Annotated in this window: 19 protein-coding genes, 2 tRNA genes and 2 pseudogenes; 8 read left to right on the top strand and 15 right to left on the bottom strand. The window is 50.9% G+C overall.

What is annotated here, in order from left to right; translation table 11 throughout:
• Window positions 1-42 precede the first annotated feature (42 nt).
• From AC0QH1_RS11495 to AC0QH1_RS11430, 14 genes and pseudogenes are all read right to left on the bottom strand, one after another.
• Window positions 43-115 (bottom strand) — tRNA-Glu (locus AC0QH1_RS11495).
• 90 nt (window positions 116-205) lie between these two features.
• Window positions 206-278: transfer RNA gene (locus tag AC0QH1_RS11490), tRNA-Glu, on the bottom strand.
• 175 nt (window positions 279-453) lie between these two features.
• Window positions 454-1,500: a M42 family metallopeptidase gene (locus tag AC0QH1_RS11485; RefSeq protein ID WP_324631244.1), complete on the bottom strand. Its 1,047-nt coding sequence runs from the start codon at window positions 1,498-1,500 to the stop codon at window positions 454-456.
• An 88-nt stretch (window positions 1,501-1,588) separates the two neighbouring features.
• Window positions 1,589-2,203, bottom strand: coding sequence for a YdcF family protein (locus tag AC0QH1_RS11480; RefSeq protein ID WP_324631243.1), 615 nt, complete (start codon window positions 2,201-2,203; stop codon window positions 1,589-1,591).
• Window positions 2,204-2,251: 48 nt separating this feature from the next.
• Window positions 2,252-2,854: a sterol desaturase family protein gene (locus AC0QH1_RS11475; protein ID WP_324631242.1), complete on the bottom strand. Its 603-nt coding sequence runs from the start codon at window positions 2,852-2,854 to the stop codon at window positions 2,252-2,254.
• 154 nt (window positions 2,855-3,008) lie between these two features.
• A complete protein-coding gene (locus AC0QH1_RS11470) occupies window positions 3,009-4,391 on the bottom strand; it encodes an S-layer homology domain-containing protein (protein WP_442957306.1) in 1,383 nt (460 codons plus the stop codon).
• Window positions 4,392-4,570: 179 nt separating this feature from the next.
• On the bottom strand, window positions 4,571-5,431 hold the full coding sequence (locus tag AC0QH1_RS11465) for an LPS biosynthesis glycosyltransferase (RefSeq protein ID WP_324631239.1): 861 nt from the start codon (window positions 5,429-5,431) through the stop codon (window positions 4,571-4,573).
• 106 nt (window positions 5,432-5,537) lie between these two features.
• Window positions 5,538-6,629, bottom strand: coding sequence for a tetratricopeptide repeat protein (locus tag AC0QH1_RS11460; protein ID WP_324631238.1), 1,092 nt, complete (start codon window positions 6,627-6,629; stop codon window positions 5,538-5,540).
• Window positions 6,626-7,834 carry an 8-amino-7-oxononanoate synthase gene (gene bioF / locus AC0QH1_RS11455; RefSeq protein WP_324631236.1) on the bottom strand — a complete coding sequence of 403 codons (1,209 nt, stop codon included), beginning with the start codon at window positions 7,832-7,834 and terminating at the stop codon, window positions 6,626-6,628. Before bioF ends, AC0QH1_RS11460 begins: the two co-directional genes overlap by 4 nt.
• 139 nt (window positions 7,835-7,973) lie before the next feature.
• Entirely contained in the window at window positions 7,974-8,714 is a 741-nt protein-coding gene (gene gvpF, locus AC0QH1_RS11450) for a gas vesicle protein GvpF (protein WP_324631235.1), read from the bottom strand.
• A 121-nt stretch (window positions 8,715-8,835) separates the two neighbouring features.
• Window positions 8,836-9,057, bottom strand: coding sequence for a hypothetical protein (locus tag AC0QH1_RS11445; protein WP_324631234.1), 222 nt, complete (start codon window positions 9,055-9,057; stop codon window positions 8,836-8,838).
• A gap of 410 nt (window positions 9,058-9,467) precedes the next feature.
• On the bottom strand, window positions 9,468-11,105 hold the full coding sequence (locus tag AC0QH1_RS11440; RefSeq protein WP_473154731.1) for a CHAT domain-containing protein: 1,638 nt from the start codon (window positions 11,103-11,105) through the stop codon (window positions 9,468-9,470).
• Window positions 11,100-11,594, bottom strand: a pseudogene (locus tag AC0QH1_RS11435) (tetratricopeptide repeat protein); the annotation flags it as partial. The gene AC0QH1_RS11440 and the pseudogene AC0QH1_RS11435, both read right to left, overlap by 6 nt.
• Window positions 11,595-11,609: 15 nt before the next feature.
• Window positions 11,610-11,939 carry a tetratricopeptide repeat protein gene (locus AC0QH1_RS11430; protein ID WP_324631233.1) on the bottom strand — a complete coding sequence of 110 codons (330 nt, stop codon included), beginning with the start codon at window positions 11,937-11,939 and terminating at the stop codon, window positions 11,610-11,612.
• A gap of 103 nt (window positions 11,940-12,042) precedes the next feature.
• Between AC0QH1_RS11430 and AC0QH1_RS11425 the strand changes: the two genes are divergently transcribed.
• The 8 genes from AC0QH1_RS11425 (at window position 12,043) to AC0QH1_RS11390 (ending at window position 22,188) form a co-directional block, all read left to right on the top strand.
• Window positions 12,043-12,690 carry a sigma-70 family RNA polymerase sigma factor gene (locus AC0QH1_RS11425; RefSeq protein WP_324631231.1) on the top strand — a complete coding sequence of 216 codons (648 nt, stop codon included), beginning with the start codon at window positions 12,043-12,045 and terminating at the stop codon, window positions 12,688-12,690.
• Between the two features lie 108 nt (window positions 12,691-12,798).
• Entirely contained in the window at window positions 12,799-13,767 is a 969-nt protein-coding gene (locus AC0QH1_RS11420; protein WP_324631230.1) for a DUF1822 family protein, read from the top strand.
• Between the two features lie 12 nt (window positions 13,768-13,779).
• A complete protein-coding gene (locus AC0QH1_RS11415; RefSeq protein WP_324631229.1) occupies window positions 13,780-16,080 on the top strand; it encodes a CHASE2 domain-containing protein in 2,301 nt (766 codons plus the stop codon).
• A 92-nt stretch (window positions 16,081-16,172) separates the two neighbouring features.
• Entirely contained in the window at window positions 16,173-16,967 is a 795-nt protein-coding gene (locus tag AC0QH1_RS11410) for a DUF928 domain-containing protein (protein WP_324631228.1), read from the top strand.
• Window positions 16,968-17,741: 774 nt separating this feature from the next.
• Window positions 17,742-18,077, top strand: a complete 336-nt coding sequence (locus AC0QH1_RS11405; RefSeq protein WP_324631227.1) for a hypothetical protein — start codon at window positions 17,742-17,744, stop codon at window positions 18,075-18,077.
• Between the two features lie 15 nt (window positions 18,078-18,092).
• Window positions 18,093-20,159: a hypothetical protein gene (locus AC0QH1_RS11400; protein ID WP_324631226.1), complete on the top strand. Its 2,067-nt coding sequence runs from the start codon at window positions 18,093-18,095 to the stop codon at window positions 20,157-20,159.
• Window positions 20,159-20,827 (top strand): OmpA/MotB family protein, encoded by a 669-nt coding sequence (locus AC0QH1_RS11395; RefSeq protein ID WP_324631225.1) that lies wholly within the window; start codon window positions 20,159-20,161, stop codon window positions 20,825-20,827. The genes AC0QH1_RS11400 and AC0QH1_RS11395 overlap by 1 nt, the downstream gene beginning before the upstream one ends.
• Window positions 20,828-20,829: 2 nt before the next feature.
• On the top strand, window positions 20,830-22,188 hold the full coding sequence (locus AC0QH1_RS11390) for an EH signature domain-containing protein (RefSeq protein ID WP_324631224.1): 1,359 nt from the start codon (window positions 20,830-20,832) through the stop codon (window positions 22,186-22,188).
• A 60-nt stretch (window positions 22,189-22,248) separates the two neighbouring features.
• Here AC0QH1_RS11390 and AC0QH1_RS11385 read toward each other — a convergent pair.
• Window positions 22,249-22,514, bottom strand: a pseudogene (locus AC0QH1_RS11385) (hypothetical protein); the annotation flags it as partial.

The following is a 22,514-nucleotide window of genomic DNA, read 5'->3' as shown; positions in this document are numbered from 1 at the left end:
GCAAAAAGACACCTCAGTGAGGTGCCTTTGATTGCTTGATAATACCCCCAGGGGAATTCGAATCCCCGTCGCCTCCGTGAAAGGGAGGTGTCCTAGGCCTCTAGACGATGGGGGCATGTGGTGCCCTATACTGGGTTTTGGGTTGAGAAAAGACACCCACGGGAGGTGTCTTTTCTCATTCAGGGTGCATCGGTATGGCGTAAAGTACCCCCAGGGGAATTCGAATCCCCGTCGCCTCCGTGAAAGGGAGGTGTCCTAGGCCTCTAGACGATGGGGGCCTGAGTTGCCACCGTGAGTTGCGCTGAAGTAGCGCCCCTCATCTGCACCTTTTATACCGTAACTTGGTTTTCCAAAGCTGTCAACCCTTTTTGGGCAAATTTTTTGATTTTTTTTTGATTTTTCCCGAAATCCTGACAGGGTAGGGGTTTCGAGCGCTAAAAATTCTGGGTTGAGTTAAGCAGGGTCGGTACAAAAGGTTTGCAGGATGTGGATGCAATGGGCGATCGCGCCGAGATGGGCGATTTCATAGCCGTGGGTATTTTGGGTGGGAAATCCCAAACAGGCCGATCGCGCCACATGGCCGAACTTCATGGCGATCGAGGCATCGCTGCCAAATCCACTAATCGCCGCCAACTGTAACGGCACCTTCACCCTCTGCGCCGCCGCGCGGATCTCCTCATTCAAGCCTTCATCATAAATCCCATACCCATCTTGGGATAGCAACACCGGCGCTTCCCCATCTTGAATCGGATACTCCGGTGCCAGGGGACAAATTTCCAAGGCAATCAGGGCGTTGACCCGCTGTCGATTGGTAAAATAAAGCGCTCCGATCGCCCCCACTTCTTCTTTCGCAGAGGCCACCAAATAAATATCCACCGGCGGATCCTTCACCCCTGACGCCAACGCCAGCAATATCGCCACCGATGCTTTATTGTCCAGGGTGTAACTGGCAATCCAATCCCCCATGCGAAAGGGTCGCTTGCGATGCTTGCCCACCACCATCCGCGTCCCCGGGCGCACTCCCGCCCCTTCTAATTCTTCTGGGGTGCATTTCGTCTCCACCCAGGCATCTTCCCAGGACAAGGAAACCTCTTCCTGAAACGCCTTTTGCGGCGATTCGTGAGACACGTGACGGGATCCAAAACTGAGAATGCCGCTGAGGGTGTGGTTATCCCCGAGTAAATCCACTACCCCTTCGCCATACACCCAGGGAAAAGCACCCCCCAACTTGCGGACGCGAATTCGTCCATCCGGTTCGATGGTTTTGACGATCGCGCCAATTTCGTCTTTGTGACCGGTAATGGCGAGCGATCGCCCGGCGTCGCGCCCGGGAATTTTGCCGATAACGTTTCCCGCCTCATCTTGCCACACCTCCACATTAAAACGGGCAAACCGATCCATTAAAAATTGGTCGATTTCCCCTTCCACACCACTGGGCGAGTGGTGCATCACCAAAGTTTCAATGGTGCTAAAGAGTTTGTCATATTCTGCTAAAGACATTGCATTAGTCATTTGTCATTGGTCATCGATCGTTGGTTATTTTTTATGGGTTAATCAGTTGAGTAAATAACAATAATTTCCCCCTAGCTTAAGACTGTAAATCTGGATTGAGATTAGCACCGGAGTAGCCAGTAAACAGCCAGAGAATCGAACGCAAAATGTCTCGCAATACTCGCCAGGGGGATTCTGGCGGAAACCCTGTGGCGGGGACAGAAAGGGGGGTAACGATAATCCCGTGACTGCCAAAAACGACGGTAGCAATGGCGCGCGATCGCCGCATATGATAGTCCGAGGTAATCAGAAACACATGGCGTACATTGCGCTGTTGCAACTCATCGAGAGTATAAGTAAAATTCGTCACCGTATCGGTAGAGTTGACTTCAAAATGAACGCGATGCTCTGGCACTCCAGCTTCGCGAAAAATGCGGCGGTAGTATGGAGAATCGCTGCCCTGACTCGACAGCCAAATATCCAGATTGGAGTGACTTTGCCAAAACTGCGCCGCAAAGGTGACGCGATTGGGATGCCCCCCCAGGACCAAGATGGCTTCCGGTTGCGGCGTGCGATAGCGAGCGATCGCGATTCTAACGGGAATAAATCCCACTAAAACAATGAGAAGCGCGACCAAAAATAGCCCTAAACGTTTTCGGCGCTTGCGACTGCGAAACCATCGGCGAGTGCCATTTATCAGTCCACCAAACATCCCTTATTTCATCCTAATAATCTGCGCTTGATTCTTATCCGACGCACCTCAAGAACGTTCCCCGGGAAATTCCACCGAAACCGGGGTTTTATTGCCGCTAAACAGCATCCAATCCAAAAACGGACCGAGTACGGCGAAGTTCACATCCGGATCTACGTGATGAATCAAATGATGTTCTTGCAGGAGTCGGAGGACGGGGTTATTAAAGGTGATGCGATGCATCCAGTGATGCAAGAAACAGCCCAGGGTATAGAAAAACCAGCTAAACGCCATAAAAACGCCAATCGGTGCCGGATCCAAGACCCAAGAAAGTGCATAGAAAATCCCCAACAGCACGAGAGTGGTGACATACCAGGGAACGCCCAGGAGGGCGGTGGGGTTTTGGTGATGGAGGTTGTGTCCGATACCAAAGCGAGCGATCGCGTGATAGATATATCGATGGGCCATATATTCGATCGTGCTCCAAACCAGATATCCGGCTATTAAAAACAACAGCCATTCCAGGATGCTCAGTTGGGATTGACCGCCGGCAAACGCATGGGAGGCGAACCAAACCACCAAAGCCAAGTTTACGGGGTATCCGAACCAATAATTAAATTCGGATGCACAAAGTTTATTAATCCAATCGGTCCGATGAGTGGTTGTATTCATAGAGACTCTGCCAATCGTGGGCTAGACAAGAATTTTCTCAGGCATCATATCTTAATTGTTCCAAAAGCATCTAGTTTTTGGTGGGATTTCCCTAAAATTTGCTTAGGCAGGGCAAGCCAGAATCCCGGGAGAGTCTGGAAAACGCCCCTGTCAGCTAGGGAGTGGTTTGCGGTTGAATTTGCAAGGCATCTTCAGCAGATAGCCCGTCACCTTGGACGCCAAAATACCAGATAGCGGCGGCGGATTCGGCGCGAGTCACGGCTTTTTTGGGTTGAAACAGCCGCGTGTATCCGAAGGCGCGACGGATATTGGACAGGTCGCCATTTTGATAATCGGCCAAAACGGCGGGTAATGCCTTGGGATCGATTTTCGCTGCATCTTGGAAGCCCCAGGTTTCTTGCACCGCATCCACCGAGGCGGTGGGCAAATTGCCCCGGATATCTAAGGGGACTTTCCACAGGAGCAGATCTTCGCGCGTCAGGGGGGCGTCGGGGCGAAAGGAGACGGCGGCGCTATCCCCGCTTAAGGGACTGGGAATAATCCCGGCTTCGGCTAATCCTTGAATGGCACCGAAAGCGGGATTGCTTTGTCCCACATCGGTGAAGGCGGGTTTGGTGCTGCGGGGCGCGCGGCGAATTTGCTTGGCGGTTTGGTTGGCATAGATTTGATTGTTGGTTTCGATCAGCCATTGGGCGAATTGAGCGCGGCGGATCGGTTGGTTGAGTTCGAGGGGTTTTTGGGTGTTGTCTGAGTTGGTTTTGGTAGATTGGGAATCGAGACGGAGGACGCCGAGTTGTTCTAAGTCGGCGAGATAGGGACGTAACTGTTCCGGGACTGATTCGAGTCCGGTGGGAGTTTGAGCGTCGGTGGAGTTGGGGGGGGTTGCTTCGGTGTCGGTGGGTTCGGTTGCGGCGATTTCCTCGGTGTCGGTGGATGGTTCGACTGGGAGTTCGGTGGTGGCGCGATCGCCTTCCCGGTACTGGAGGATAAATTGAGTAGTTTGCGGCCCTTGGTTGGCGGTTTCTGCGGCGGGGGATAAGGCGGGGTTCGGGTCGAGGGTTAGGGTGACGACCAATTCGTCTCCTTTGCGCGCGGTTAATTTGTCCGGTTGTGCGGCTTCCGGTTGCGGTACGATTTCCCAGTTGGACTGTTGAAACTGAGTGGTATAAAAGTCAAACAGCGCCTCGGTACTGTCGGAAGTCTGCCATACGGTTGAGACGCCCTCGGGTTTGTTGGTGGCCTCTGCTGCAGCGTCGGCGCGGGTGGGGGGAATGACTTCGACTAAGGTGGCGTTGGGATAGCGCGCAATGGCTTCGGGGAAATCTTGGGGGAGTTTGGCGGGAGAATCTGCTCCCGCGTCGCCCGTCACCGGCGCGACAGTGGACTCGCCGAGGGTGACGGGGTTTTCTTGCAAGCTGGGGTCTGGGGCAAAGGTCTGCTCTAGCTGTTCGCTATTGGGACGATTGGCACAGGCACTCAAGCTGACGAGGACTAACAAAACGACGGGGATGAAAGCAAAGCGGTTTGACAACAGCACGACAAATTCCAGAGGAAAACGAGTAGTTATTCTGACGATAGCGTATGGCAGAGGGGGGAGACAAGCAAACTGACTGGGGGCGGCGGGCGATCGCTACTCCTTGGCGGGCGGATTCGTCCGGTATTTCTAGGTTGACCGACTCGGGCGGCGAAAGAGGCGGATTCTATTAATAGTGAGATTTATAGCTTTAGTGAGAGTTGGCGGCGGATGGCAAAACTTAACAGTCGCGCGGGAAAGCTACTATTTCGCACTACCGGCAGTCGGAGGTATTTGCCCACCGCCAGACGGGCGAGACCTTTGAGACGAGCCTTGCTCCTCACATAAAGATAGGTAAAGGGGGTGGCATTTTCGGTTTCGGCATACATCGGCACAAAGGCGAGTTTTCCGTAGAGCACATCAGCGCGATGGCTGGTACTGAGTTTATTTTGTCGATGTTCGGGATTGGGGCGTCCTCCATGTTCGCCATAGTTGCGAAAAGGCACGTAATTTTTTAACTGTCGCTGACGCAGAAAAGTGTCGATTTCGGAATCCCAAGTGGAATAATTCGTCGGCCCAATTGTTTCGCGAATGTGCTCCGCCAGTTCGATGAGAAATTTGGCACTTTCGGCGGTAATCACATAAGCCACCATTGAGGTAGAAAATCCTTCTGCATAGCCTTCGTCGGAGACGGTGTAAATTTGCGGCGCGCAGGTATAGAGCCAGGAAATTCCTAACTTGGAACTGTCTGGAGGAAAGGGTAGGGGCAGTTTTCCCATTCCCACCACGGGAACGAAATCGGCTTCTACAATTAAGGTGGGTTGGGGTTCTTCCAGGGCTTTTTCCCAGGCGCGGCGATGGTTGAGCAAACAGCGATAGCTGGGGGAAAAATTGGCGGTTTCCGCACTGTCTTGCTGTCGGATAACTTCGCAGGAAAAGCCTTCATGGGTCAAGGCGGTTTCCAGTTGCTCGGTTGACTCTTTATAGGCAATAATAAAGAGTTTGCCGATCGCATCTGCGAGGGGGCAAGCACGGGGGTGAGTGGCAGTTTCGATGGCGTTCATAGGCGGGTCAACCTTAACGGGTAGAATGATTATAGTTTAATCGGTGGCGAACGGTCATCTGGTGGTGTAAGATGAGGGAGCGGGGAGATTGTTGGGCGGCAAGCTACTACTCCTGTAGGCGTTCGATCGCTTGGCGCGCGTCTTCGTATTTCTCGCTTTGGCCCTGTTGCTGATAAAGCTCGGCGGCGGTTTCAAAGTCTTTGCGTGCGGCGTCGGCGTCGCCAAGGCGTTGGTAAATTAGCCCTCGGTTGTAGTGTGCTTTTCCTAACTCGGGGTTGAGTTCCAAGGTTTGGCTATAATCGGCGATCGCCCGCTCGAATTCCCCCGACAAGGCATAGGCAATGGCGCGGTTCAGGTAGGCGCGATAATCCTCGCCATCCAGTTCGATGGCTTTTGTATAATCGGCGATCGCGCCCGGGTAATCTTCCAGTCGGCGGCGGGTAATGGCGCGATTGTAATACGCTTGGGGTAAATTCGGATCGAGCTCGATCGCCCGTTGGTAGTTTTCCAGCGCTGCGTCGCTTTCCCCCAAATCATCATAGGCATTTCCCCGGTAAACATAGACCAAGGCATCTCCAGGATTTAGCTCGATGGCGCGGTCAAAATCGGCGATGCTGCCTTCATAGTCTCCCGCGCGCGCCCGGGTTTGTCCCCGTTTGCGATAAATCGTGGGATTATCTGGTGCCAGTTCGCTGGCGCGATTGTAATCGGCGATCGCGCCTTCGTATTCTCCCAGTTCGCTTCTCGCGCCTCCTCGCAGCAGATAGGCATCCGCATCCAGGGGATCGGTTTCAATGACGCGGTTAAAATCGGCGATCGCGGCTCGATATTCCCCCACATAGAGAAAATCGATACCGCGCAGGGCATATATATCGCTTTGATTGGGATTCAACCGCAGCACTTCGGTAAAATCGGCGATCGCCCCGGCGTAGTCTTCTCGGCGATGGCGCGCAATCCCGCGTGCGGTATAGGCATCCACAAACTCCGAATCCAGTTCGATGGCGCGGGTGAAATCGGCGATCGCCCCGGCGTAGTCTTCCGCCTCCATTTTCTCCACCCCGGCGCTAAAAAAGCTCTCGGCGTTGTTTTGCGCCAGAACCGGGGGAAGTGGGAGTGCCCGCAGACTCGGACCGTACCCTAGCAAGGCGATCGCCAGTCCAAATGCGGGAATGACAGATTTTAGTGTCGGTTTCATCATCTTTTCAAATGGCACTGCAACCCTTGGACCAGATGCTCGCACTGAGCCGGTTCGTGAGTTGCCATTACTGTAACTCGAATCCGGCTGGTTGGCACGGTGGGGGGACGCACCGCACCCACCAAAATTCCCGTCGCTTTCAGCGCAGAACCCGCCTTGACGACGCTGAGTGCATCTGACATTTCCAAACACAGAATCGGTGATTCTGAGGGCAAAAGACTCCATGACCAGCCCCCATTTTTTTTGTTCCCCGGCGGCGCGCCCTCCCCCATTTCTTGCAGCCGTTGTTTGAGATAATTGACATTCGACCACAGTTTCGCCCGTCGTTGCGGTTCTTCTCGAATAATGGCGATCGCCCCTAGGGCCGCCGCCGTATCTGCAGGGGATAGCCCAGTGGTGTAAATCCAACTGGGGGCGCGATTTCGCAACAAATCCACCAGCACCGCACTACCGGCAACATATCCCCCCAAACTGCCCAATGCTTTGCTCAGGGTGCCCATCTGAATCAACTGCTCTCCCGTACAGCCGAAATGTTCCACCACTCCCGCACCACTCGGTCCTAAAACCCCCGTGCCATGCGCTTCATCCACTAATACCATACAGCTAAATTCTGCCCCTAAATCTAAAATTTGCGGCAGGGGACATAAATCGCCATCCATGCTGAATACACTATCGGTAAGAATCAAACATCGTCGATAGCTCTCCCGGTGTTTTTCCAGCAAGGTTTTTAATGCTTCTATCTGATTGTGGGGATAGTCGATCGCCGTTGCACCGCTCAGAATTGCCCCATTTTTTAAACTGGAATGATTGTATCGATCTGCTAGGATTAAATCCCGCTTGCCTACTAATGTGGCGATCGCACCTAAATTGGCTAAATATCCGGAACTAAATACAATCGCGTCTTCGGTTTGTTTGAGTTGCGCGATCGCCTTTTCTAACTGTCGGTGCAGTTCTCGATGTCCCGTAATTAATCGCGAACCCGTTGCGCCGGTGCCATAGGCTTTTGTCGCTGCGATCGCTGCTTGCATCGGGCGAGGGTCTCCCGCTAAACCCAGGTAATCGTTACTGGCAAAATTAATCAGCGTTTCCCCTTCCATTTGCACCACCGCCCCCGGTTTACTCTCTATGGGCGTGACAGTTCGATACCAGGAAGCCCGGTGAATGGTGGCCAGATTTTTCTCGATCCAAGCGTAAGGGTTTTGGCTCATTTTGTCGATGAAACGAACAGTCTAATCCTACTTTACCTCAATTGTATCTACTTTCCTCGTTCCCCCTCATTCCTAGAGATGATATCGGGTGGGCATTGCCCACCCAACTCCCGCTCTATTTTAACAATTCGATGTCAGCTTAAACCCGATCGAGTTGGGCGAAGTTAAAAGGGGCGGTAAAGTTATTGTAACGGATGCGGAGCCGTTGTTCAAATTCGCGATCGAGGGATTCCACGCGATCGCCGAAGGTTGCTTCTGCATCCCAAGGAATCAGATAAGCGGCATTATAAATACTCGCCTCGGAGAGCAATTCATTTTCCACCACCTCAAATGCTAAGTCATTGAGTTCTTCCCGGAAGCGGTTGATAATGGCTTCTTTGCGCTGTTCGAGCGATCGCTCTAATTCTTGCCCGATTTGGATGGTTAGATCCATACTCAGCACTTGCCCTTGCAAACTGTCCCGTTTTGCCTTTAACTCCGGGTTTTCTTCTAGCATTAATTGTAACTCGGCATTAGTATCCCAAAATATTTTTACCCCCACTTCCCGCTTGCCTTCCAATTGCTCGAATAGCGCCTGCAAGCGAGTTTTATGAGGAACAATCAGTTGCTCGCTCACCGCATCCCAATCCTCCACCACCAATCCAAATTGCAAAGGCAGCAAGGTGCGATATCCCTGCTGCATCGCATCTTCCAAGACTTTTTCGTGCCCGAGTAAATTGCGGCGCGAGGCCAAATATCGCTTCTGTTTTGCCTCGGAATATAAGAAGGTAAACTCATCCACAACCTGGGTTTGCACTGGTTGTTTGTCTAACCCTTGCAATGCCAATCCTTGTGGCCCCGGTGCGGGGAAAATACCATAGAGATACAGTCCGCATCCCATAAACTTTCTTTACCCTAAACTGTCAATATTTTATTGTAATCTATTTTCGCTGAATTGTCCGAAATTTTTTGTGGGTGGAAATCGGCATTGCCTACCGGAGAGGTTTATATATAGCAGCAGATTAAATTCGATAAACCGGACCGTGCGGATGTGCGGGATTGGGAATTAAGCGCCGATTGGATTCGTCTACTACCATATCTAACCATTCCAACGCAATTCGTCCGATCGCCACTTCATCCCCAGCAACGAGGGTTTCTACCGTCGCAGTGCGATCGGCGAACTCAATTGTCACCGGATCGGTCAATTCTGCCACTGGTTTGCTCCCGTCATTACATTGCATCACCTGCTTTCGCCCAATTTCTAAACCCAACGTCTGCAATACATCCCGGGAAATCGTAATTCGTGAGAATCACCTTAACTTTGACTCGATTCATATCTTTTGGCTCAACTTCTGCCTTTATAGCTCTCGCTCTTAATTGTCTGGGGCGCAAACTAGACGCTCATTTAAACAATCGACCAGCAAAGCCAATGTCTCCAAAACTGTCTGACCAATAAGCACTTCTGCCCCAGCAACCATAGCAGGTTCCGTCATCTGAAGTCCTTGCAATTCAATGCGGATTGGTTCGATTGGCTAATTTAACATCAGTGGGATTTTTGAGTTGAATTTTCACTCTAACCACACCCATATGTTACATCTCTGCTGCATCTGAATACTCTACCAAAGTAACATGAAACAGGCAAAAATGCGATCGCCTATCGCCGACTCCGAGATTCGCCGATGAGGGTAAACGCTGCCCAGTAGCGGGGGTTGGGATGTTGTTGCATAGTTGCCAGCATTGCCTGTCGCAGGGCCACGGCGCGATCGCCGGTTTGTGCGAGAAAGCGATAAAAATCGGGCATGAATTGTGCGGTAGGAGCGTCTTCAACTTTCCATAACGTGACGATCGCGCTTTTCGCACCGGCACCAAGTAAGGCGCGAGACAATCCAACAATCCCATCGCCAGTAATATTTCCGCCCCCGGTATTGCAAGCACTCAATACCACCAGCGAAGCATTCAGGTTCAGGGCCATAATTTCCTCAGCGGTGAGCAATCCATCCGCCGCGTCGCCGGGGGCGAGTACGATCGCCCCGGGGATACCGGAGGTGCTATAATCGTCAAGCAACCCATGTGTGGCCAAATGCACTCTATCTGCTGTAGAAATCCGCTGCAATACCCGAGTTTCGGTAACCTCACTTCCGATTAACGGTTCGGTATTCAGAAGTGCCCCGACGGCGATCGCTTCTTGTTCCGCCCCGGGTAACTTATCAAAGGTTTGCGCCTCTTCTCCCGGTTGTCTGGAAACCACCGGCATCACCGGATTGCCCACCACCAACGCCTCTCCTGTGGCGCGATCGCCGGTTGCTTCTTGTGCGATTAACTGTAACACCTGAATTGCTGGAGCAGTGAGAATTGTGTGATTTTCGATTAAGTAGCGACCCGCCTCATCTTGCAGCGCCGGAAACGGGACGAAAAATAACTCGTTATGCGGCACAAAAATCACCCGCTCTTCCGGATTTTTTGGTAGTACATCCGCAATCGGTTTTATCAATAATTGGGGCAATTTCTTTAACTTCACAGAACTGACGCGATCGGCGGGAATGCTAAGCAGAGGTTCTGCCAAATCAGCGCGAGTTCCGCGCACCAAAGCCGTTAACAAACTATCCGAATTCCCATCCGGTTCTCCACGCACCAAAAACGGCACCAAATTATCCCGATATTGCTCTAAACTGCTTAATTCCACTTGGCGGGCGTGAATTTCTCCCGTAGGTTTGACCACCCAAATTAAAAGCTGAGAATTTTCCCCTTTATTATCGATTGCAATCGAATATTCTACTAACGTGGCATTCTGCGCCCCTGCGACTTGCTTGATTTCCGCAATCGTGGGGGAAGAAATCCTCTCATTGGCATACTCTTGCGCCGCTTCGGGAGAAACCCGGCGGGCGATTAATTCTACAAAAGCCCGGGCGCGACCTCTTTCAGAAACTTCTAAAGCCGTTTCGATTTGATTTTGCGCCAGTAATGCTTTTTGCAAGACACTATAACTGGAACGATATTTATCGAAAATCGAGATTTTGTTGCGATCGCTCAATCCGGGACGAAGGGATTCTAACGCATCGATCGCCGCATATAAGGTGTCGATCGCTTCGGGAATTTTCCCCGCTTCCACTAAAGCAACCCCTTGATTGTTCAGGGTGACAGCAATGCCCGCGCGATTGCCGATATTTTGCCGAATTTCTAAAGCGCGATCGTAGAATTGCAACGCTTGGGAATAGTCTCCGCGCAGTCGGTGAACTGACCCGATATTGTTCAGCGCTTGGGCGATCGCATCCAAATCTCCCACAGCGCGCATCACCTCTAACCCTTGCTGGTAGGATTCCAACGCTTGGGAATACTCGGCTAACTTTTCATAAACCGCCCCCATATTTAACAGGGTTTGACCGATTCCCACGGCATCTTCCACTGCAGTGGCGATCGCCACTGCTTCTTGGTAAAATTCTAACGCCTGAGAATACTCGCCTAACGCATCATATGCCGCACCAATATTCGCCACGGCGATACCCACTGCAAATTTATCGCCCTCTGCATCGAATAGCGATCGCGCTTTTTCAAAGTAACTCAAAGCATGGCGCGCTTGTCCCAATCCTCGGTAAATCTCTCCCATATTGTTGAGAATCACCGCTTCCCCATACCGCTCTTTCTCCTCTCTAAGAATTGCCAAAGCTTGCTGCAAAAAATCCAGCGCTTCGGGATAATTGGCCTGGGATTGATACACTGCAGCCAGATTGACTAACGTCTGACCGATACCGGATTTATCGTTAATTTCTTGGCGCAGAGTGAGCGCTTGGCTTAAAAATTACAACCCCTGAGAATAGTCGCCCAGATTGCGATAAACCACCCCGATATCATTCAAAATAACCGCTTCCAATACGCGATCGCCTTCTTCCCGCGCCCTCCGCAAAGCGCGATCGAATGTCTCCAACGCTTCGTGCAGTTTCCCTTCAGAAACTTGTCGATCGCCAAGTTCGTACAATTGCATCGCTTCACCAACCATCGTTTCTCCTTCAGCTTGGGCCAATCCGGGGGACATGCCGATTCCCCAGGACGGAAGTTTGGTAAACTGGATGTCACCGAGAACGATAAACCCGATGGGAAGAACACAGGACGAAATGATTTTGAGACGCATGGGCGGTTTGGGACAATGCACGCTAAATCCCACTTTACTATGAGCTTACCAAATTAAGCGCAACAATGGAAAAAATTCTGCTGCTCTGCCACTCCAATCAGCTATGGATCCTTTAGAAGCACAACTGCGATCGCTCATCGAACAGACTTGTCGCCACCCTCCGCACAGCGCCCAACGCCGGCGAGGGTTAACTCAACTGTACCGTCTGATTGTTAACTCGAGCAAACTGTGGCGAGACTATCACCCCGATTATGAAGAAGTTTGGCAACAAACTTGGCTGTATTTTTGCCAGAATCTCTGTGAAGCAAATACAGCAAAAGAAAAATACAACCCCGATCGCAGTCGCGTCACCACTTGGCTGAATTTTTACCTCAAGCAACGCCTCAAAGATCGGGTCATCAAAGCGCAACAGCAAAACAACCGCCGGGTTTCCCCGTCACCGCCTTTCGATGATGACGGTTCCCTCAACTTTCTCGATCGCTTTGCGGCCCCCCCGGATATCCCGCCCATGCTACAAGCAACCCGCCAGTGGGCGAAAACTGACCCGGATGGGGAATTACGGGGTCTCCACATCCGAGGTCGCAAAGATGTCACCGCTCAACTGTTGATCCTGCGCCGCTTACCCCCAGAAACCCCCTGGGAAACCCTCTCCGCTGAATTGGGGGTGTCAGTGTCCACCCTCAGCAGCTTTTATCAGCGCAAATGCATGCCTCAATTGCGTAAATTTGGCGAATCAGAAGGATATTTATAAAAAGGTCATTGGTTTTTTGTCAATGACCAATAACCAACAACCAATGACCAATGACCCATGACCCATGACCAATAAACCAATGACCAATCAATCAATGACCAATCAACCATGATTTATAATACTCGAGAAATAGAAAACTTTGCCGTGCCGATGTTAATCGGTGGAAAGGGGCGTCGGAAAGCAAAGCAGTTGGCGCGCCAACAACCCACTCGTGAAAAAGCAGAACAAGTTTATTTTAATATCCTAGCGGTGTGGGTGGTGAATAATTATTTGCAGTGGATGGGAATTCCCACCGAATTGAAGGCGGGGGATAGTTGGAATCCGATCGCTTGCTTGGGAAGTGATGTAGCGGATTTACCGCTGACGGGATTGGGTCGTGTGGAATGTCGTCCGATGCGAGAACATCAGCAAACCTGTAGAATTCCCCCAGAAGTGTGGTGCGATCGCATTGGATATGTAGTGGTGCAGATAAAAGACTCGCTGACCGAAGCGAATATTCTCGGATTTATTCCCCGGGTCGATCGCCAACAGTTATCCCCCAGTGAGTTGCAACCCCTAGAGGATTTGCTAACCGCTGTAGAAGCGTTGTGCCGCAGTGACACCACCGCCGCCAACGCGATCGCTTCTGCTAATAATTTCCTGCGCCTCAGTGAATGGTTGCAAGGCATCTTTGCCCAAAATTGGCAGTCTCCCCAAACAATTTTTGGCGATCGAACCGTTGCTTATAACTTCCGCAATTCTCCCCGGGATGGGGATGCGGAGGTGGAACGCGCAAAACTGATAGACTTAGAAATGCAATTTGGGAATCAATCCCTCGTATTGCTTGTCGCCCTAACACCGGAACCTGACGGGGTGGTGGTGAGAGTGCGACTGTATCCGCCAGATGGCGAAACCTATTTACCGCCCAATCTAAACTTGGCATTACTATCACCCTCTGGGGAGATATTGCAAGACGTGCGATCGCGCCGTCAAGATAACTACATCCAACTTCCTCGATTTAGAGGAGAAAGGGGAGAACGGTTTTCGATCCAAGTGGCGCTAGAAAATGCCTCAATTGTAGAACGCTTTGAGATTTAAAAGGGTAGTTTCTTGTCAAGAATCGTCGTAATTAATCTCGGATCCGGCAATTTACGTTCCGGTTTTCCCAATGTTACCGCCTTACTTTGGGAACCGGAAAATCCTCGTCCGTTTAAGTTTACGGGGGCTTTACCTCCAGCAACGGAATTAAATGCCATTTATCGTCGCTGGCAATTAATCTATCAGGCATTATATCGCACTCCGGGATGGCATCCGCGCATTAAAATCGAGCGCGAAGATGTTACCAATGTTTCGCAAGTTGAATTGGCCGATATTTGCACCCAGTACCTTCAGCTTATCAATGAATGGCTCGATGCGGAGGAATTTCGTTCTATCGATCGCCGATTGCGATCGCATCTGCATCCCGGAGAAGAAATTCAACTGATTATCGAAACCGATGATGAATCCCTGCGCCGCTTACCTTGGCATTTCTGGAACTTTTTGTCCGATTTTCCCAAAGCAGAAATTGCCTTGAGCGCGCCGCAATATCAGCGGGTGGAAAAATCCCATTCCCGAGATTGTATCAGAATTTTAGCCATTTTGGGCAATAGCAACGGCATCGATATTACCGCCGATCGCGAAATTTTAGCCGCAATTCCCGATGCAGAAACGGTATTTTTGGTCGAACCTTCTCGGGAGGAACTCGACGATCGCTTGTGGGACGAGCGCGGGTGGGATATCTTATTTTTTGCGGGTCATAGCGAGCACCAAGAAGAGGGCGATCGCGGATTATTGGCCATCAATCCTGCAGACAAAATCGGGATTTCTCATCTGAAATCTGCCCTGAAAACCGCTATCGGTCGCGGATTGCAACTGGCCATTTTTAACTCTTGTGAGGGATTGGGGTTGGCCAGGGAATTGGCGGATTTACACATTCCCCAAATTATCGTCATGCGAGAACCGATCGCCGACCGGGTGGCTAATGCATTTTTAGTCCATTTTGTCAAGGCATTTTCTCGCGGTTCTTCCTTCTATTTAGCCGTCCGCCAAGCGCGAGAACGACTGCAAGGATTAGAAGATAAATTCCCCTGTGCCAGTTGGTTGCCCATTATCTGTCAAAATCCCGCCGAAGTGCCGATGCGCTGGCAAAAACCACCGCACAAAGTAACCCGCCATGCTGATGGATTGCGCGATCGCTGGTTTTGGATACCGAGTTTAATTGTCGCTTTTCTCGTTATCCTCATCCGCCAATTGGGACTGTTACAGGGATGGGAACTGAGCGCCTACGATCGCTTTATGCGATCGCATCCTCCAGAACCACCCGATCCGCGCATTGTAATCGTGGAAATAACCGAAAGTGACGTGCAAGACCTGGAAGAATATCCCATTTCCGATGCCAAACTCACTCAACTGTTGCAAAAATTAGCACCGCATCAACCGCGCGCGATCGGATTAACCCTTTATCGAGATTTCCCCGTTCCTCCCGGTCATTCCGAATTAATCTCCCAACTACAGCAACAATCCAATGTGTTTGCCGTATGTAGCTTTGAAAAACCCGATCGAGAAGTGGTGCGATCGCTCCCCGTCATCCCCGACAACCGCCTGGGATTCGATGATTTCCTCATCGATCCAGATAATGTCGTGCGCCGTCATCTCCTGTTTATGAAACAACAAGAATCCGACTGCAACACCGGAATGGCGTTAAGCTTTAAACTCGCCGAAAAATATCTCGCAGCGGAAAATATTTTCCCCCACCGACCCAAGGATACAGACACCCCCGTAAAACTCGAAAACACCCTATTTCATCAGATGAAACGCAATAGCGGTGGATATAAAACCCTCGGCAAAGGAGGATGGTATATGATGTTAAATTATCGCTCCTCCCCCGTGGCCGAAACCCTCACCCTCACCGAAGTATTAAACGGACAATTTAACCCCAACGCGATCGAAGACCGAATCGCACTCATCGGCGTCACCGCTAGCAGTACCAGTCCCAAGTCGTTTGTCACCCCCCACACCGTGGCACAATCTCCCTCCGCAGAAATCCCCGGCCTCATGCTGCAAGCGCAGATGGTCAGTCAAATCCTCAGCGCTGTCCTCGACGGGCGTCCCCTCATCGGCGTCTGGTTTTGGTGGGGAGAAACAATCTGGATTGCCCTGTGGTCCGCCGTCGGTGGCGTTATCTTCTGGGGCATCCGAGGTCCCCTGCGAACCGTTGGCGCGATCGCAACCGCGATCGCTGTTCTATATGCACTCTGCTTTCTCCTCTTCCTCCAAGGCACTTGGGTTCCTCTCATCCCCCCAGCATTGGCATTGGTTATTAGTTATGGGTTGTTGGTAACAGGTAACTGGTCACTGGTCAATGACAAATGACCAATGACCAATGACCAATGAGAATTTTGCGTAAATGTTTGCTCCCCCGGCGATAGGTAGAGAGAAGAAAAACTGTACGGAGGATTAGAACCTTGTCCAATCGCTTAGGTCAATCGTGGAATAGCGGGAAATTGCGATCGGCGATCGCCGCGATCGTCCTCATCGGGATGGTACCGGGGGCGAGAGTGTACGGAAGCGCTAGCAAAGAACTCACCGGCGAGACTCCTCATTCCCCATTGTCAGAATCACTCCTCGCCACCGAGTTCGAACCCCCAGATCCCGAACCCCCGGACGATCGCGAAGGGTCTGGAAGTCGCACCTCCTGTCCCGCCGTGGATAAACCCCTAACTGCTTTAATTCCCGCCCGCGTCAACTACACCATTTCCCCCCATCCCACCTTCTGGTTTTACGTCCCCTATCCCTCCAATCCTCCCCGGGACGTGGAATTCACCCTCATGGATGAAGAAGAAATGGAAGTGTATAGCCTCATCCTGCCCATTTCCGAAACTCCCGGAATTGTCAGCATCCGCTTACCGGATAGCGCGCCCCCCTTAGAAATCGGTCAGGAATATCTGTGGCGATTCGCCTATCGATGCAATCCCAGAATCCGCGCCGAGGATGAAGTGGTCAGAGGCGCAGTCCAACGAGTTGCCCCCAATCGCGCACTCGACGATCGCCTAGAAACCGCGATCGCACCCCTACAGCGCGTGGAACTCTATGCCGCAAATCGATTGTGGCACGAAACCGTCACCACCCTCGCCCAATTGCAGCGGGATAATCCCGAAGACGGGGATATCGCACAGGAGTGGCAAGAACTCCTGCAATCCATTGGGTTGGGCCATCTCGCCGATGAAGCGATCGTAGAGTGCTGCACCCCTCAGCAGTAAGTATTGGTCATTGGTCATTGGTCATTGGTCATTGGTCTTTTGTCATTGGTCAATTTGTCGTTTGTCCTTTGAGGGAGTACCTGTTACCACTGACCTGTTACCACATGACCTGTTACCACTGACCAGTGACCAATTCCCAATTACTAACTACCAATGACCAACGACCAACGACCACTGACCAAAATTTTTTTGCCACATGTGCATAAAATTTGAATTTCTCCCCAATAGGTACTTAGAAGCCGCTATTTTGAGGAGACCTGCTTATCGTCAAACCATAACCGTGGATGGAACAATTCAATCCCTGGGGGCCAACATGGATCCATAATTGCTTTTGTTATGGAAAGCTAACATTGGGATCCGCCAGCGGAGTTCTCTCATGTCGCCCGATCGCGGGAGACGATTTTGTGCTACTTATCAATCCGATACTCCGTAATATTTGTTTACAAGCCACTGTGTTTATACGGTGGTTTGTAGGCATTTCCTGCTACAAAGTTACGTGTAAACACGGTTTGACGGAAGGATAATAAAAGATTTAATCGTAAAATAACAGAATTTATGGTTGACCCCGTGAGGCGATCGCAGTTCCCGACCGCCCGCCATCGTCCGATCGCCATCCGTCCGCAGTACAGATTATCTCAACTTCCCGAAACCATCCCTATAAAGTTATCGAGTAGGGGCTTAATTTCCCCAACTCTCCCTCAAACCCCTTGTCAAAGCTGGCTTTGATAGTACCGAATATTGGATATTCAAAGGCAAGTGAATCGTGAATCTAGCGTGACCACGCTCTTAAACCCCTCTCTAGAACAACTGATTAACGAAATCCACGCCATCAATCGCGCGTGGAAAGTGGCGCGAGAATTTGGGGATATTGCCTCCTTGGTCACATCCCTAGCAGAAATCAAAAATCGGTTGCAGGTGCGATTGTTGCGCCAGTATGCACCCGATCGCGTTTATCTGGCATTAGATCCAGATGCGGAACGTGAGGAACCCCTGTATGGGTTACGTCTCCGGGAATCCGTAGCTGGGCACACCGATGCCGCCCACCTGCCGGTGCGAGTCGCCGAAGAATTGTTCTCACCGGACTACATAGAAAACATGAAAAATCTGTAAAAAAGGATACCAATTATGGTGAATTCCCTATTTGTTCTGGTGATTTTGGCAGTGGCGATCGTTGCTGCCCTATGCGAAGTTCTCTCCATCGCGCGGTATTGCACCACTCGCTGCGGACCTGCTGCAAAGGCGATCGGCACCCTCAAAAAATACCAGAAAACCGACGGCAATGGCCTCAACCTCGATGAAAACATGCGGGCATGGTTCCTGCGGCATTTTGCCGGCGAAATGAAAGGGAATCGATTTTTCCCCAAGCAAGAAGCCGGTAGCTTTGTGATGCTCTCCTCCCCCACGGTACTCAGCAAACCCATCCCGCGCGGTCCGGTGTACTTTGCCCCCACATTATTGACCGCATTGGGAGTGTTGGGAACCTTCACCGGCATTTACTTCGGGTTGCAAGGAGTCAATCTCGACGCCATCCAAGAAACCGATACCTTGTTGCAAACCAGTACCGAATTGCTCTCCGGGATGAAGTTCGCCTTCTCAACTTCCTTGTGGGGATTGGGGAGTGCCAGTGTGTTTATGTTATTCCTCGCCGCTGGAGAACGCCTGCGACAATGGCGACGGGACAGTTTGCGCCAAAAATTGAGCAAAATGGCCTTTCTGCTCACCCCGGGACGCATTCTCGCCGACATCGCACCCGTTCTGTTGGACATGGCACCTCGGACCGCCGGGGCACAGAGTAGCCTCAGTGCTGACGCGATTGGACAAGCCGTTGCTACATCCATGCGATCGGCCCTCCATGAAGAACTCAATCCAATGCTGGTTCATTTGAATCAGCTCACTCCCGAGGCGATCGCTCGCGAAACCAGCGCCCAACTGACTCCCGCACTCAACTCTATGCAAGCCGAATTATCCCAAATTCGCGAATTGCAACAACAGCAAGGTCAAACCGTAGACTATCTGGTAACGCGACTGCGCGACGAATTAATCGAACCAGTTGTCCGACGCCTCGATGAAAGTGCCCGACTCACCAAAGAAGCATCCCAGGCAGTTAAAGAGCTGAAAACTGCCTTGGGAGACATTACCAAACAATTGGCCGAAGCCGTCAAAACCATTCAGGAATTCCAAACCCAAACCCTCACAGACCTGAAACAATTTGCACTGGATTTACAAGGAATTCTCCACCAATTCAGCCAGGATACGCAAGGTGTGCTCCTCACAGTTTCCGAAAAAATCAAACAAGCCGTTGCCGAAAGTATCGAAGGCATGAAAGCCCAGCGCGAAGCCTTTGACCAGAGTGCCAAGCAAACAGCAGAAAGCTTCCGAGGCATCCGCCAAGAACTCGAGCAATCCCTGGATAAACAGGCAGAAAAACAACAAGAAATGCTCGAAGGAGTGGAAGCGCGCACCAAAACAGTTCTCGAAGATGCCCAAAAAGCCTTTAAGGAACAAACCGATACCCTGCGAACCGTGGGCAAAGAAGCATCTGCACTGATGAACCAAGCCAAAAACAACTTGCTGGATACTTTAACCCATGTAGATAAGATGCTGCAAAACACTCGCGCAACCGTCCAGGAAGAGTTAGAAAAATTCCGCATCGAATACCAGGAATCCCTTAATAAATTCTTTGAATCGCAAAAAAATCTGCTAGAAGAAACTCTCCGCGCCCAACGAGAGGAATTGGAACAAGTCATTGCCGCACTGAAGCAGGTCTTCCTAGAAGATGCTTGGGAAATGAGGACGGCGATTACAGAAGCTATGGCTTCGATTAAGGACACAGCTAAGACAGTTTACAACTTAGCAAACAAAACCGGGTTAACCTCCGGGGAACGCCTGCAACAGTTGCAAGAAATTATTCGCAAAATTGGCAGCGAAGCGCAGCAGATTGACAGCGCTTATCAAAACATGGCGAAGCAATTTGACGAAGCCCTGAAAAATGGCAACGAGCAGCTTATGAAATATTTGCAAGAAGCCCATGAAATCTACACAAAAGGTCTCGAAGAGCGGGATAGGGCATCCGCTGCAGTATGCCAGCAAATTAACCAGAACCTTCATGGCGTGATGGATGTATCCCATTACTTAGTAGCCTCAGTAGCCTCAGCCAAAGAACTGAAGAATGGAAATGGGAGCCAAAGCTAATGAGCGATTTTTCCGACTTTGAATTGGCGGATGAAGTATTAGAGGAGCACGACGCCGGTATTTGGCTTTCCATTGGGGATTTAATGTCAGGACTGCTGATGTTTTTTGCCCTGCTATTCATCACCGTGATGGTGCAGCTCAAGCAGTACCAAGAAGCCTTCGATAAACTTCCCCTGGTCATCCTCAATACCCTGCGCCAAGAAGTTCCCGGGGGAGAAAACTTGCAAGTAGACCAAAAAACCGGAGATGTGAGCATTCCCGATGCGATTTTGTTCGATGAAGGTAGTGCCGAACTCAAGCCAGCCGGCAAACAGTTTCTGCGGAGCTTCATTCCCGTTTACAGCAAAGTGATTTTCTCCAATGATGAATTTGACCGAATGATTACCCGGGTGATTGTGGAAGGTCACACCAGTTCCTTTGGCACCGAAAGAGAAAATATGGATCTGAGCTTGCAACGGGCTTTGTCGGTGTCGGAGTATATTTCTTCTCTGCAGTTTCCCACCCAAGCGGATTTTAAACAAAAAGTATTGGCAGCCGGTCGTGGGGAATTGGATGCCAATCAACAAGTGGATTCGCCCAGAGACCGAAAGGTGGTATTTCGGTTCCAATTAAGGCCGCAAGATTGGGGAAAATTGTTTGAATTTGAATCATCTTTGCCGGAGGAGTAAGCATGAACGTTCAGTTTAGAAAATTACAACTGCCACCGCTTCCCCAACTGTATCCGAAATCGGCAAGCGGAGAAAGTGAGGGAATGCCGCCGCCAAAATTACCCCCAGAGGTGCCCAGAAATCAGGCAACACCGTCGCGCAGTCTCGATGAGATTCTGGCGGATATTGAGACGGGGAAAGGCGAACGGGTAACGATTTTGGAGTGGGTTTACTGCTTCTATGCGAAAGGGAAATGGGACCGGGGGCAAAGTCGCGATCGCCAGAAAGAAACCTCCCGAGGGATTTGGCAATTTGCCCTGTCTGACCAGGTGATTAAACGGCGATTATTTTGGCGTTTGGCGTTGCATTATAACCGGGATAAAACCGCTGCGGTGAAGGCGGAAAATGGATCGTTACCGCCAAGGGAGAACGTTGGAGACAATTGCGAATCCAGGGGCGATCGCGATATTCCAGAAACCCAGAACAGCCTCGGTGGGAAAATCTTGCCCACCTCTTTGGCGGATTGCTTCGCGCAGTTTGCCTCGCAGTTTAACACCGGCGATCGCGTAACCGTGGATATTCTCTTGGCACTCAAAAAACCGAAAGCGGCGCAGAAGATTGCTTGTCTCAGTTTTGAACATTTACTCACCCCGAAAGACTTGCTGAAAGCGGCGGAACTCCCCCAAGAGATTGAGGCGATCGCCGAAGTATTTCCAGCGATGGTCAGGAAATTTGCCAAGCAAGCCAAGCCGGATCCGGATTGGGCTAACCTGCTGATTCAATGCTTGAATGAAATGTCAGCAAAACAGCATTTGGATGGGGTGGAATATCTGCTTCTCAACCTGCGGAAAGAATTAGGCGAGCGGTTCCCAGACCTTGTAAAGTGGTTGCAAAACCACTATGGCATCACCACTCCCGAGTCTCGCTGGAGCGAACTCTCGACCCCCGCCAAAGAAGCTTTAAAAAATTGGATTGGAGCGCTGAATTATGGGGATTCCCAGAAATTAGTCAAGCTGTTGTTAAAGCAGTTGAATCTTCGCGATTGGGAGTCGAATCAGCTACAACGTCGCCGGGATTTTTGGGCGAATTATAGCGATCGCTTTGAGCGCATCCGGATTTTGCTTCCCGCGTCTTCATTTATCTCTGGCAAGGCTACTGCGAACAACTGCTCAGGGAAAGAGGAATTTATCCCAATGAAGGGACGAAGTATTTTAAAGGATTACACCCCGACCACGGCAAATACAGCCGCGAAACCGGCCTGCCAACTCCTTCCGCTAGCGAAGAGAAAGAACGCAACTTCAAGTTGCAGCAGTGGCAAGCGGAAATGCAAAAAATCGAAACCGCCGCTCATTTATTTTACGAACCATCCCGGAATCGAGTGAGTGAAAAACTCGCCAACTGTCATGCAGCTCAATCGAAGGTCATTTGTCATTTGTCCTTTGTCATTTGTCATTTGTCCTTTGTCCTTTGTCCTTTGTCCTTTGTCCTTTGAGGGAGTACCAGTGACCAATGACCAGTGACCAATGACCAATGACCAGTGACCAATGACCAATGACCAGTGACCAGTGACCAATGACCAGTGACCAATGACCAATGACCAATAACCGCAGCCCCCCACCCCCGAACCAATGACCAATGACCAATGACCACCCTATTTCTCGGAGGCCAAAATGAAGCCATAATCTCGTTTTTAAACTCGGGATAACCA

The organism is Phormidium sp. CCY1219, assembly GCF_055795085.1.
Note: the sequence above shows the minus strand (reverse complement) of the source record. Positions and strands in the feature narration are given on the sequence as shown.